The sequence below is a fragment of the Cryptosporangium japonicum genome (assembly GCF_039524755.1).
GTDB classification, from domain to species: domain Bacteria; phylum Actinomycetota; class Actinomycetes; order Mycobacteriales; family Cryptosporangiaceae; genus Cryptosporangium; species Cryptosporangium japonicum.
Genome location: NZ_BAAAGX010000018.1, coordinates 391036 through 403562 on the forward strand (window position 1 = coordinate 391036; position 12527 = coordinate 403562).

Here is a 12527-nt window from a genome sequence, read left to right on the forward strand (position 1 = left end):
GGCCTGGCCGGCGTCGACGAGCGAGCGGACGCCTTCGCCGCGCTCCGGCCGCGGTTCGTCGGTGGCCGCCGGGCCGATGCCCAGCGCCGCCGCCGCGGACGGCAGCATCGCGTCGACCGCGCGGCCGTACCCCGCCGCCGAGGGGTGGAACCGGTCGGGCGAGAACATCTCGACCGGGTTGGCCGCGAACTCCGCGCCGAGCAGGTCTCCCAGCGACACCGTGCGACCGCCGGCCTCGACCGTGGCCACGGTCTGCGCCGCGGCCAGGTCCCGGCTCCAGCGCCGGACGATGTAGCGCAGCGGCTGCGGGATCGGCCGGATCGTCCCCAGGTCGGGGCAGGTGCCGACGACGACCTCGGTGCCGGAGTCCACCAGGCGGCGCACCGCCCGCTTGAGCTGGCCCACCGCGACCGACGGCCGGGTCTTGTGGGTGACGTCGTTCCCGCCGATGAAGATCAGCGCCAGCTGGGGGCGCTGCGGCTGCGCCAGCACGTAGTCCACCTGCGCGGCCAGATCGACGCTCCGCGCGCCGACCACGGCGGCCGACACCACGTCGACCGGACGGTCGGCGAGCCGGGCCAGCGCGGTGCCGAACAGCGCACCCGGCGTCTGGGCGACGGTCTCGACGCCGTAGCCGACCATGCTGGAGTCGCCGAGCAGCGCCAGCTGCACCGCGGGCCCGGTCGAGGCACCGGTCGGCGGGGTGTAGCGCCCGTCCGCGGGCGGCGGGCCGATCTCCAGCGGCTGGATCGCACGACGGGCCAGGTTCGCCTGGCCGAGCAGTAGTCCGTAGAAGGCAGCGCTGAGTAGCCCGAGGCCACCCCCACCGAAGGCCGCGCCGATCGCAACCTGCTTCGCGTGAAGTACTCGACCGTCCACGTGTCACCTCCTGCTCACGCCGTGTGACTGACGCCACTGCTGGCTCACGCCGCGGTGCCTGGGCATCCGCGGCGCTGATTCAAAGTTAGCTCGACGTCGGTTATGTCGGCTCCGTCAGTCGGTGACCCGTCATTCGCGAGTAGGGAATACTCCCCATCCACAACCGAAAGCCGGGTCACAACGGGGGAGCCGCACCGTGCGCCGAGCACTGGTCCTGGTCGCGTTGGCGCTCGCCTCGGCGGTGACCTCGGTGTTGCTCGCCGTCGCGGTCAATGTGGCCACCGGCGGCGAGCTGCCGCCGGGCCTGGCGCCGCTCGAACCGCTGGCCTGGCCGGCCGTGGCGGTCGCGTCGGTGGTCACCGCGGTGCTCGCGTTCTGGCAGCAGCGCCCGCTCACCGGGCGGGAGCCCGAGCCGGTAGCGGTGGATCCGGCGCGGCCCACCCCGCCCGCCGAGCTGCCCGCGTTACCGGCGCTGTTCACCGGCCGCCAGAGCGAGGCCGACCGGATCCTCGCCGCGATCGACGGTGGGGCGCCGGTGGTCGCGGTGTCCGGCCCCGGCGGCGTCGGCAAGTCCGCGCTGATCCTGCACGTCGCGCACCTCGTCCACGCGCGCTACCCGGACGGGACGCTGTTCGTCCGGCTGCGCGGGGCCAGCGCGGAGCCGGCCGACCCGGCCGAGGTGCTCCCGCGGCTGCTCCGGAGCCTGCGCCCGTCCGACGCCGACGACGGCGAGCTGCACGGTGACGTCGAGACGCTCGCGGCCCGGTTACGCACCCGGCTGGCCGGCCGCCGGTACCTGCTGGTCTTCGACGACGCCGGCAGCGCCGACCAGGTGCGCCCGCTGCTGCCCGGGGCGTCCCGCTCGTTGGTGCTGGTGACCAGCCGCCCGGTGCTGGCCGAGCTCGCCGCCGCGACGCTCGTCCGCCTCGGGGAGTTCTCCGACGACGAGGCCCGTGAGCTGCTGACCCGGCTCGCCGGCGACGAACGGGTGACCGCCGATCCGGCCGCCACCGAAGCGGTCGTGCGCGCGTGCGGCAACCTGCCGCTGGCGGTCGCGATCGCCGGGAGCCGGCTGCGTGCCCGGCCGTCCTGGTCGATGGCGACGCTGGCCGAACGCCTGGCCGACGAGGAGCGACGCCTGGACGAGCTGAGCTCGGGACGCGACGCCGTACGGGCCAGCGTCGCGGCCACCTACACCGAGCTGGACGCCTACCACCAGCGGGTGTTCCGGCGGCTGGGCGCGCACCCCGGCACCGACTTCGACGCGTCGGCCGCCGCGGCGCTGGCCGACCTGGTCGCGTCCGGCGCGGTGCCCGCGCTCGACCGCCTGGTGGAGCGGCAGCTGGTCCAGGTGACGACGTCGGACCGGTACCGACTCCATGACCTGGTGCGCCTCTACGCGCTCGAGGAGCTCGGCGCGGAGTACTTCGACGCGCTCCGCCGGTTGGCCGACCACTACGCCGCGCAGGCCCGGGCGGCGATCGACCCGTGGGTTCCGTGGGAGGCCGCGTTCGGTCCCCGCTCCGAGGGCGGGGATCCCGGCCACCGCGCCTACGTCGACGACGAGCGCGAGAACCTCATCGCGACCGTCACCGCGGCCGCCCGGCACCGCGACGGGCACCCCGAGCTGCGGACAGCGGCCTGGGGTCTGGCCGCGGCGGCCGAACCGGCGTTCACGCGCTACCCGTACCACGCCGACGCGCGGCGACTCTGGGAAGCCGGGCTGGCCATCGCCCACTCGACCGGGGTGCCCGAGCGGATCGCCCAGGCGGAGTACGCGGCGGCCCGGGCGTCGCAGTACAGCGGTGACGTCCGCGGTGGTCTCGCCCACGCCCGCGCGTCGCTGAGCTGGTGGGAGCGGGCCGGCCACCGGCTCAACACCGCCGCCGCGCACCGTCGGCTGGCCAGCGCGCTGTACGCCGCCGGGCAGTTCACCGAAGCCGAGGAGCACTACGGCGAAGCGCTGCGGCTCTGCGCCGAGCATCCGGGCGGGGACGGGATCTCGCTGCGCGCCAGCGCCCTGCGGGGCCTCGGTTCGCTCCAGGTCGCCTTCGGTCGGATCGACGAGGCGGTACGCACCCTCCAGAAGGCGGTCGACGTGCGTCGCGAGGCCGGCGACGACGCCGGTCTGGCCCGCGCGCGGACCTCGCTCGCGCGGGCCCACCGCAAGGCCGGCCGGACCGAGGTCGCCCGGGAGCTCGTCGCGCCGCAGGTGGCGGTGTTCCGGCGGTCGGGCGACGTGATGTGGGAGATCACCGCGCTGCGTGAACTGGGCCGGCTGGAGCTGGCCGAAGGGCGGCTGGCGTCGGCCACCGAGCACCTGGAGGCGGCGCGGGTGCTCGCCCTGCGCAACCACAACCGCACCGGAGCCGTGATCACGCTGGTGGCGCTGGCCGAGGTCGACGCCGCCGCCGGTCGATCGGACGCCGCCGCGGCCCGGTTCCGCGAGGCGGTCGAGGGGTTCCGCGTGGCCGAGGACCGCGTCCGCGAAGGCACCACCCAGTTGAAACTCGCGCTCCTCCTGGCCCGCACCGGCGCCGGCGACGAGGCCGACGCGGCCGCCGAGCGGGCCCGGGCCGCGTTGACCGGGCTGGACGTCCCGGACGCCGACGACCTCCGGCGCCGGCTCGCAGCGGTGCGCGGCGCGGCCGGTGCGACCCCTTCCGACCTCGGTGGTTAGTCTCGAAAGCAGGAATCTCCGGCAGAGAGAGCTGACACCGTGCGGTACTTCGAGTCTGTGGTCGACCTGATCGGCAATACACCACTGGTGAAACTGCGGTCCGTCGCCGACGGGGTGCCGGGCACCGTCCTCGCCAAGGTGGAGTACCTCAACCCGGGCGGTTCGGTGAAGGACCGGATCGCGGTGAAGATGGTCGAGGCGGCCGAGAAGTCGGGCGCGCTGCGGCCCGGCGGCACGATCGTCGAGCCGACCAGCGGAAACACCGGCGTGGGCCTGGCCATCGTGGCGCAGACCAAGGGCTACAAATGCGTCTTCGTCTGCCCCGACAAGGTCAGCGAGGACAAGCGTGACGTGCTGCGCGCGTACGGCGCCGAGGTCGTGGTGTGCCCCACCGCGGTGCCGCCGGAGCACCCCGACTCGTACTACAACGTCTCCGACCGGCTGGTCCGGGAGATCGACGGCGCCTGGAAGCCCGACCAGTACTCCAACCCCGAGGGCCCGGCCAGCCACTACGCCACCACCGGCCCGGAGATCTGGAACGACACCGACGGGAAGATCACGCACTTCGTCACCGGGATCGGCACCGGCGGCACGATCACCGGCACCGGCCGGTACCTCAAGGAGAAGGCCGCCGAGGCCGGCCGCGAGATCACGATCGTCGGCGTCGACCCGGAGGGCTCGGTGTACTCCGGCGGCACCGGACGTCCGTATCTGGTCGAGGGCGTCGGCGAGGACTTCTGGCCGTCCGCGTACGACCCGTCGGTCACCGACCAGGTGGTCGCGATCTCCGACGCCGAGTCGTTCCTGCTCACCCGGCGCCTGGCCCGTGAGGAGGGGCTGCTGGTCGGCGGCTCCTGCGGGATGGCGGTCGCCGGCGCGCTGAAGGTGGCCCGGGAGGCCGGGCCGGACGCGGTGGTCGTCGTGCTGCTGCCCGACGGTGGCCGCGGCTACCTCTCGAAGATCTTCAACGACGAGTGGATGGCCGGGTACGGCTTCCTCAACCTGGCCGACCGGACGCCCGGCGGCATCACGGTCGGGGAGGTGCTGCGGGCCAAGAGCGAGGGCCTGCCGCAGCTCGTCCACACGCACCCGAACGAGACCGTGAAGACCGCGATCGACATCATGCGTGAGTACCACGTCTCGCAGATGCCCGTCGTTCGGGCCGAGCCGCCGGTGATGGCGGCCGAGATCGCCGGTTCGGTCAGCGAAGCCGCGTTGCTCGACGCGTTGTTCGACCGCCGGGCGACGCTCGCCGACGCGGTCGAGCAGCACATGGGTCAGCCGCTGCCCGCGGTGGGGGCCGGCGAGTCGGTGGACGCCGCGATGAAGGCGGTGGAGGTGTCCGACGCCGCGGTCGTGCTCGAGGACGGCAAGCCGATCGGCATCCTGACGCGTCAGGACCTCCTCTTTTACCTAGCCCAGTAACAACCTCCTCGATAAATCTTGCTAAATCGGCGCAAATCGCTGCGCCGATTTAGCTGGAGTGTCTACACAGGACGAGCGTTGTCCCGAGGCACTGTTGCCTCGGCGCCCCCCACAAGGGAGTACGCAATGTCCGCAAAGACGCTCGCTGCCGCCGGTTCGCTGATCGCCGCCGCCGCCGCGCTCGTGCTGTTCCCCTCGCCCGCCCAGGCCGACACGGTCTCGGTCAACTACTCGTGCGAGATCCCGCTCACCGGAACGCAGACCGGTGACGTCGACGTCACGATCACCGCCCCGGCCACCGCGACGGTCGGGGAGACCGTGGACGTCACGGTCACGACCGGACCGATCCCGATCCTCCCGCCGATCGACCTCGACGCCGGCAGCGTCACGCCCAGCGGGGAGGTGACGGTGTCCGGTGCACAGACCGGCGCCGTCGCCGTCACCGGTACCGCGAACACCGAGCCGTACCCGGCCAACCAGCCGGTGCAGCTCACCGCGCTCACCGGCCAGCTGACGCTCACCACCGCCGGTGACGTCGAGCTCAGCCCGGGTGCGGTGAACGCCACCGCGGTGACGATCTTCGGCACGTTCACGATCCCGTGCGTGCCGAGCGCGACCCCCACCCCGGTCTCCGCGGTGATCTCGGTCAGTTAGAAGTCCATCGCCCGGGCCCGTAGCGCCGGGAGGTCGTGGACGACGACGGTCAGTCGTGACGTGCGGATGGTGCCGTCCGCACGCAGCGACTGCAGCGCTTTCGCCACGGCCTCCCGGGACGCGCCGATCCAGCCGGCCAGCTCGTCCTGGGAGAGCGGCAGCGCGATCCGCACGCCCTCCTCGGTCGGCCGGCCGAACCGGTCGGCCAGCTCCACCAGCCGGGCCGCCACCCGGCCGAGCGTGTCGTGCGCACCGAACTCGATCCGTTTGCGGTCGGCGTCGCGGAGCCGGTCGGCGAGGGTCTGGGCGAGCAGCAGCGCGATCCGGCCGTGGGCCCGCAGGTACTCCTGGAACGCCGCCAGCGGCAGCGACAGCGCGGTGACCGGCTCCAACGCCTCCACGGTGGCCGACCGGGGCCGCTGGTCGATCGCGGCCAGCTCGCCGACCAGCGCGCCCGGCCCACGCACGGCCAGCAGGACCTCGATGCCGCCTCCGGTGCTCGAGAACGCCTTCACCCGGCCGCTCACCAGCACCAGCACGGAATCCGACTCGTCGCCCTCGCGGAAGATCACCGCACCGCGCGCCCACGACCGGGGCCGCGCCAGCGCGAGGAAGTCCGCGCTCTCCTCCGGCTTCAACGAGCCCCAGAACTCGGTGTCCGGCGGCTCGGTGCTCACGGTGCCTCCCCGACGACGTAGGCCCGCACCGGCTGCGAACGGCCTTTCACGGTGAGCTCGCCGAGGGAGTAGGCCGTCACGTCCGGCCCCAGCTGCTTCATCGTCGCGTCGCCGATGACGACCTGCCCCGGCTGCGCCAGCGTCTGCAGCCGGGCGGCGACGTTCACCGCGTCACCCATCGCGTTGAACCCCCGTAGTGCCTCGCTGCCGATGTTGCCGACCAGGGCGGAACCGGTGTTGATGCCGACCCGGAAGCGCGGCCAGCCCGGCCGTCCCTCCGCGATCGCGTCCACCGCGGTCTGCAGGCCGAGCCCGGCGCGCACGGCCCTGGCCGCGTGGTCGGGCTGCCGGGCGGGTGCGTTGAACAAGGCCAGCAGCGCGTCCCCCACGAACTGCACCACGGTGCCGCCGTTGTCGAGGATGCAGGGCACCGCAACCCCGTGGTAGCGGTTGAGCATCGTCACGATCTCGGCCGGGTCGGCCTGCTCGGAGAACGTCGTGAACCCGCGCAGGTCGGCGAAGAGCGCGGTGACCTCGACGATCGAGCCGCCCAGCGCCGCCTGGGCCGGGTCGGCCAGCAGCGCCGCCGCGACGTCCGGCGAGAGGTACTGCCGGAACAGCGTGCCGAGCTCGGCGTAGAGGCGGGCGTTCTCCACCACGATCGAGAGCTGGTTGGCCAGCAGGGCGGCCCAGGTCTCGCCGCTGCGGGCGGGGATCTCGACGACACCGGCCACCCGCCCCTTGACGGTCAGCGGGTAGATCAGCCGGTCGTCGGCCCGGTACGCGGCGGTGAGCGTGGCCGGGTCGTAGGCGCGACCGTCCACGGACAGCACGCCGTTGTCGACGAGGCCGACGCGCACCTCCCCGTAGGCCGGGCGGACCCGGGCCAGCACCTCGTCGAGCAGCTCACGTTCGCCCAGCCCGACGCGGGCCCGCTCGCCGACCGTCACCAGCGCGCCGAGCAGCGCGGAGATCTCCCGCTCGGCGGCGAGCGCGGCGCCGGCCCGGTCCAGGACGACGGCCTGCCGTTCGGTGAGCCCGAACCGCTGGGCCAGCTGCTGGGCCACCGGCTCCGCGGTGGAACGCCCGCTGCGTTCCCGCTCGCGCAGCACGGTGACGAGTTCCTCCAGCGCGGCCTCGTACTGCGCGCGGACCGCACGGACCGTCGGCGCGAGCATGACCGCGTCGAACAGGCCGGCGCTCGAGCCCTCCTTGCGGTACTGGACGTACGCGCTGTAGGCCACGAAGCCGAACGCGAAGACCAGCAGGACGTGCCACTCCCACCAGGACAGGTGCCACTTGTCGGCGAGCGTCACCGCGACCATCGCCTCGGCCAGCAGCACGAACGCGGTGAGGATGCTGACCAGGACCGCGGCCGGCGCCCGGCGGTGGAGTCGGTAGTAGCGCAGCGCCGCCCCCAGGTAGAGCGCGACCGCGAGCACCGCGACGATCACTTGTGGACCTTCGACGTCACGTACCTGTGGCGCCGCGTTCAACGGCGGCAGGTCCAGGAGCGTCACCGCGCCCCAGGCCACCATCACCGCGGTCAGCCCGCCCCAGAGCGGCACCCGCAGGGCCAGCACCCGGTCGGAGTTCAGCGGGAGCGCGGAGAGCGCGGCGAACACCGCCGCGATCGCGAGCCCGGTGGGCTGGGAGAGGTCGAACCCGATGTTCGCGTGATCGACGAGCACGAGTGGCGTCGCCAGGGCGTGGAGCAGCAGGAAACCGGCCGACGAGAGGAAGCAGAGCGAAACCAGGAAGAGCCGGGCGTCACGCCGGTTCAACGCGGCCGCGGTCATCGCGACGCCCGGCAGCAGGCTGATCGCGGCGACGTTGAGCACGAGCCAGAAGTGGCTCGATGGGTGGTGCCAGAGCACGTCCGCGGCCGGCACCGCCAGCAGGAGCCAGAGGCCGGCGATCGGCACCAGCAGGTGCAGTGCCCAGACCACCGCCCGGACGGGTTGCACGGCCGGTGGCAGGCGCGGGACCGTTGTCAGCAAGGCGACACCTGCCCGGACGTGCTGTGCGTACTTCTGCACGGACGGGGCGCGGGTCCCCGTTGCACAGTGGAGGGGACCCGCCCGATGCGGCCCGACCTGGAGACGTCATGAGCCACAGAGGACCACTCCTCACCCTCCTGTCCGGTGCGGTGGTCGCCGCTGTGCTCTTGGGTCTCAGCACCCAGGCCAACACCGAGAGCACTCAGCAGACCGCCGCCCGGGCTCCATCCCAGTCCACTCCGCCCGCGAAAGCTAGCCCCAGCGCGACCGCACCACCACCGATCGCCTCCTCGAGCAAACCGCCGACCGAGAACCGCAAGGCGGTGTTCGCCGGCCGGGTGGTCGGCGGCCGGGCCACGGTTGCGATCTCGGTGAAGGACGGTCAGGCGGTCGCGTACTACTGCGACGGCGACCGTACCGAGGCGTGGATGCGCGGCCCGGCCACCGGTGGCGACCTCGACCTGAAGGGCGCACCCGGCGGCACGCTCACCGGAACGTTCAGCCGGACGACGGCCTCCGGGACCGTCACCGCCGGCGGCCGGGAGTTCCGGTTCACGGCTCCGCTGGTGAAGTCGCCGGCCGGGGTGTACCGCGGCACGGTGACGATCCAGGGCGCCAAGCTGGTCGCCGGGTGGATCGTGCTGCCGGACGGCACGCAGGTGGGCGTCTTCACCACCGACGAGGGCAACCCCCGGCCGGCGCCGAGGATCGATCTCGGCTCGAAGACCGCGACCGTCGACGGCGGAACGATGACCGTCACCGAAGCCGAGCCGAAGGCCTGAGGAGCGTCGTCATGACCTGGAACCCCGACCCCGACGAATTTCCCACCCGGGCCGTCACCACGATGCGTCCCGCCTCCGCGAGCACGGTCACGAAGCTGATCGTGCCGCTCGCCGCCGGTGCCGGTGTCGCCGTCGTCCTCGGCGTCTACGGCAAGGTGCACACCCCCACCGGCATCGCGGTGAGCGTCGCCGGCTTCTCCGGGCCGCTCCAGGTGAAGGTCTGGCTCGCGACCGTGGCGATCGTGTTCGCGGTCGTCCAGCTCGTCACCGCGCTCGCGATGTGGGGCAAGCTCCCGCTGCGCGGGGCCTGGGTGAGCCCGGTGCACCGCTGGTCGGGCCGGATCGCGTTCGTGCTCACGATCCCGGTCGTCGTGCACTGCCTGTACGCGCTCGGCTTCGCCACGTACGACACCCGGACGCTGGCGCACTCGCTGCTCGGCTGCGTCTTCTTCGGGGTGTTCACCACGAAGATGCTGGTGCTGACCAAGCACGGGTTGGCCGGCTGGGTGCTGCCGCTGTTCGGAGGAGCGGTGTTCGCCGCGCTGGTCGGCGTGTGGGCGACGTCCGCGCTCTGGTTCTTCTCCACCAGCGGCGTCCAGTTCTGAACCTTTGTCGAGCGGCTCCCGTGCATCCCCTGTGAAGTTGAGTTGCGGCTGGCGAGCGGTGGCCGTCTATGTTCTGATTGAGCCCTCAACTACTACATGAACTACTACACGTGCGAGATTACCGCCCGGAGGAAACGCATGGACACCACCCGATACACGCGCGGGCTGCTCAACCGGCGAAGCGTTCTGGCCGGAGCCGGCGCGGTCGGCGTGACCATCGTCGCCAGCGCCTGCTCCAGCTACGGTGACAGCGCGAGCAGCGACGCGGCCCCGGCGTCCAGCGCGCCGGCCGCGGCTCCCACCTCCGGTGCGGCGTCGGCCGAGGCCCCCGTCGCCGACGCGCTGGCCAAGGTCGCCGACATCCCGGTCGGTGGCGGCAAGATCTTCGACGCCGAGGGTGTCGTCGTCACCCAGCCCGAGGCCGGCACGTTCAAGGCCTTCTCGAACGTCTGCACCCACCAGGGCTGCAAGGTCAACAAGGTCGCGACGACGATCGACTGCCCCTGCCACGCGAGCAAGTTCTCGATCTCCGACGGTTCGCCGACCGCGGGCCCGGCGAAGAAGCCGCTCGAGGAGAAGCAGGTCACCGTCAACGGTGACTCGATCACGCTGGCCTGATCTTCCGGCGCTCGCGCGGGCTGAGCGTTAGCGCCTGATTGCTAGGTTCATCGCGTGGACTTGGACGCCTACGTGGCCGAACACGCGGGGGAGTGGCGCCGGCTCGAGGAGTTGCTCGGCCGGCGTCGCCTCACCGGCAGTGAGAGCGACGAGCTGATCGCTCTCTACCAGCGGGCGGCCACCCACCTCTCCGCGGTGCAGAGCCGCGCACCCGACCCCGCGCTCGTGGGCCGGCTGTCCCGGCTGGTCGCGCGGGCCCGCTCCGCCGTCACCGGCAGCAGCGCACCCTCCTGGGTGACGTTCGCCCGGTTCTTCACGGTCGGGTTCCCGGTCGCGGTGTACCGGGCCTGGCCGTGGTGGTGCGGGGTCGCCACCGCGTTCTCGGCGGTGTCGTTCGGCCTGATCGCGTGGTTCGGCACGCATCCCGAGCTCGCGGCCCAGCTCGCCCCCGAGTCGGCCCTGCGTCAGCTCGTCGAGAAGGACTTCGCGGACTACTACTCGGAGAATCCGGCCCAGGACTTCGCCGCCCAGGTGTGGACGAACAACGCGCTGATCGCCGCGCTGTGCGTGTTCGCCGGCGTGCTGATCGTGCCGGTGATTCTCGTGCTGGTCACCAACGCCGTCGGCGTCGGCGAGGTCGGTGGGGTGATGGTGGCCTACGGCAAGGCCGACGTGTTCTTCGGGCTGATCACCCCGCACGGGTTGCTGGAGCTGACCGCGGTCTTCGTCGCCGCCGGCGCGGGCCTGCGCATCGGCTGGTCGTGGATCGCGCCGGGGCCGGGCCGCACCCGGGCGCAGGCGCTCGCCGAGACCTCCCGCGCGGCCGTGCTCACCGCGCTCGGCCTGGTGGTCGTGCTGGCGATCTCGGGCGTGATCGAAGCGTTCGTGACGCCGTCCGGGCTGCCGACCTGGGCCCGCATCGGCATCGGCGTGGTGGCGTTCGGCGGCTTCCTGACCTACGTGATCGTGCTCGGCCGGCGCGCGGCGCTGGCCGGCGAGACCGGCGACCTGGCCCTCGGCGAGCGCGAGGACCTCGCCCCGGCGGTGTGATTCCACAACCTTGACACGGTGGTGGTAACGTCCGGTCATGGAGAACCTGGAAGCGTTTGTCGCCGGCCTGCCCAAGGCCGAGTTGCACGTGCATCACGTGGGTTCGGCCTCACCGCAGGCCGTGGCCGAGCTGGCCGCGCGTCACGCCGGAAGCACGAACGTGCCGTCCGACCTGGACGCGCTGGAGAAGTTCTTCGAGTTCCGCGACTTCGCGCACTTCATCGAGGTCTACATCGCCGTCGCCGACCTGGTCCGCGACCCCGAGGACGTCCGCATCCTCACCTACGAGGTCGCCCGCGAGCTGGCCCGCCAGCAGGTCCGGTACGCCGAGCTCACCGCGACGCCGTACTCGCACACGGTCCGTGGCATGGCGCCGGAGGCCTACTGCGAGGCGCTGGAGGACGCCCGCGCCGCCGCGCGCCGCGACCTGGGCATCGAGCTGGTCTGGTGCTTCGACATTCCGGGCGAGGCCGGTATCCCCGCCGCCGAGGAGACGCTTCGCGTATCCCTCGACCAGCGCCCCGACGGGCTGATCGCGTTCGGCCTCGGCGGCCCCGAGATCGGCGTGCCCCGGCCGCAGTTCAAGCCGTACTTCGACGCCGCCCGCGCCGCCGGCCTGCACTCGATGCCGCACGCCGGGGAGACGACCGGCCCGGAGACGATCTGGGACGCGATCCGCGTGCTCGGCGCCGAGCGCATCGGCCACGGCACCAGCGCGCTGGGTGACCCCACGCTGGTCGAGTACCTGGTCGAGACCCAGCTCCCGCTCGAGGTCTGCCCGACGTCGAACCTGCGTACGCGGGCCGTGGCCAGCCTGGACGAGCACCCGCTCGCGGGCATGGTGGAGGCGGGCATCTTCGTCACGATCAACTCCGACGACCCGCCGATGTTCGGCACCACGCTGGAGAAGGAGTACCTCGTGGCCGCCGAGCTGCTCAAGCTCGACGCTCCCGGCGTCGCCGAGCTGGCGAAGGCCGGTGTCCGCGCGTCCTTCGCGTCCGAGGCGCGGAAGAACGAGCTGGCGGCCGAGATCGACGCCTACACCGCCGCGAACGCCTGACGCCTTCCCGGGCCTTCGACGCCTTCCCGGGCCTACGACGCCTTTCCGGGCCCTTGGAGTCAACCGGTCGTGGCAACGGTATTAGGCGGCGTGGTTG

The 12527-nt window shown here is 72.6% G+C and carries 11 protein-coding genes; 8 read left to right on the plus strand and 3 right to left on the minus strand.

The features are described from left to right. Positions 1-879 (minus strand): SGNH/GDSL hydrolase family protein (locus ABD437_RS25065; RefSeq protein ID WP_344651355.1); only part of this gene is annotated, 879 nt, incomplete at its 3' end. Positions 880-1075: 196 nt separating this feature from the next. Between ABD437_RS25065 and ABD437_RS25070 the strand changes: the two genes are divergently transcribed. The 3 genes from ABD437_RS25070 to ABD437_RS25080 all read left to right on the plus strand — a co-directional run bounded on the left by ABD437_RS25070 (position 1076) and on the right by ABD437_RS25080 (position 5638). Further along, positions 1076-3559, plus strand: coding sequence for an ATP-binding protein (locus tag ABD437_RS25070; RefSeq protein WP_344651356.1), 2484 nt, complete (start codon positions 1076-1078; stop codon positions 3557-3559). 39 nt (positions 3560-3598) lie between these two features. Continuing rightward, positions 3599-4984: a cystathionine beta-synthase gene (locus ABD437_RS25075; protein ID WP_344651357.1), complete on the plus strand. Its 1386-nt coding sequence runs from the start codon at positions 3599-3601 to the stop codon at positions 4982-4984. A 126-nt stretch (positions 4985-5110) separates the two neighbouring features. Then, on the plus strand, positions 5111-5638 hold the full coding sequence (locus ABD437_RS25080) for a hypothetical protein (RefSeq protein WP_344651358.1): 528 nt from the start codon (positions 5111-5113) through the stop codon (positions 5636-5638). Here ABD437_RS25080 and ABD437_RS25085 read toward each other — a convergent pair. Together ABD437_RS25085 and ABD437_RS25090 are read right to left on the minus strand one after the other, a co-directional pair. Next, entirely contained in the window at positions 5635-6315 is a 681-nt protein-coding gene (locus ABD437_RS25085; RefSeq protein ID WP_425558225.1) for a Crp/Fnr family transcriptional regulator, read from the minus strand. The genes ABD437_RS25080 and ABD437_RS25085 overlap by 4 nt on opposite strands. Beyond that, complete coding sequence (locus ABD437_RS25090; RefSeq protein ID WP_344651359.1) at positions 6312-8315, minus strand: adenylate/guanylate cyclase domain-containing protein; 2004 nt, start codon at positions 8313-8315, stop codon at positions 6312-6314. The genes ABD437_RS25085 and ABD437_RS25090 overlap by 4 nt, the downstream gene beginning before the upstream one ends. Positions 8316-8422: 107 nt before the next feature. Here ABD437_RS25090 and ABD437_RS25095 point away from each other — a divergent pair, with 107 nt between their 5' ends. From ABD437_RS25095 to ABD437_RS25115, 5 genes are all read left to right on the plus strand, one after another. Further along, complete coding sequence (locus ABD437_RS25095) at positions 8423-9097, plus strand: hypothetical protein (RefSeq protein ID WP_344651360.1); 675 nt, start codon at positions 8423-8425, stop codon at positions 9095-9097. 11 nt (positions 9098-9108) lie between these two features. Further along, complete coding sequence (locus ABD437_RS25100; protein WP_425558226.1) at positions 9109-9702, plus strand: DUF6529 family protein; 594 nt, start codon at positions 9109-9111, stop codon at positions 9700-9702. A gap of 138 nt (positions 9703-9840) precedes the next feature. Beyond that, the gene (locus ABD437_RS25105; protein ID WP_344651361.1) at positions 9841-10320 is read left to right on the plus strand and encodes a Rieske (2Fe-2S) protein; all 480 of its coding nucleotides are present in this window, start codon (positions 9841-9843) and stop codon (positions 10318-10320) included. A gap of 54 nt (positions 10321-10374) precedes the next feature. Next, positions 10375-11370, plus strand: a complete 996-nt coding sequence (locus ABD437_RS25110; protein WP_344651362.1) for a stage II sporulation protein M — start codon at positions 10375-10377, stop codon at positions 11368-11370. A gap of 37 nt (positions 11371-11407) precedes the next feature. Then, positions 11408-12430 (plus strand): adenosine deaminase, encoded by a 1023-nt coding sequence (locus tag ABD437_RS25115; protein WP_344651363.1) that lies wholly within the window; start codon positions 11408-11410, stop codon positions 12428-12430. The last annotated feature ends 97 nt before the right edge of the window (positions 12431-12527 follow it).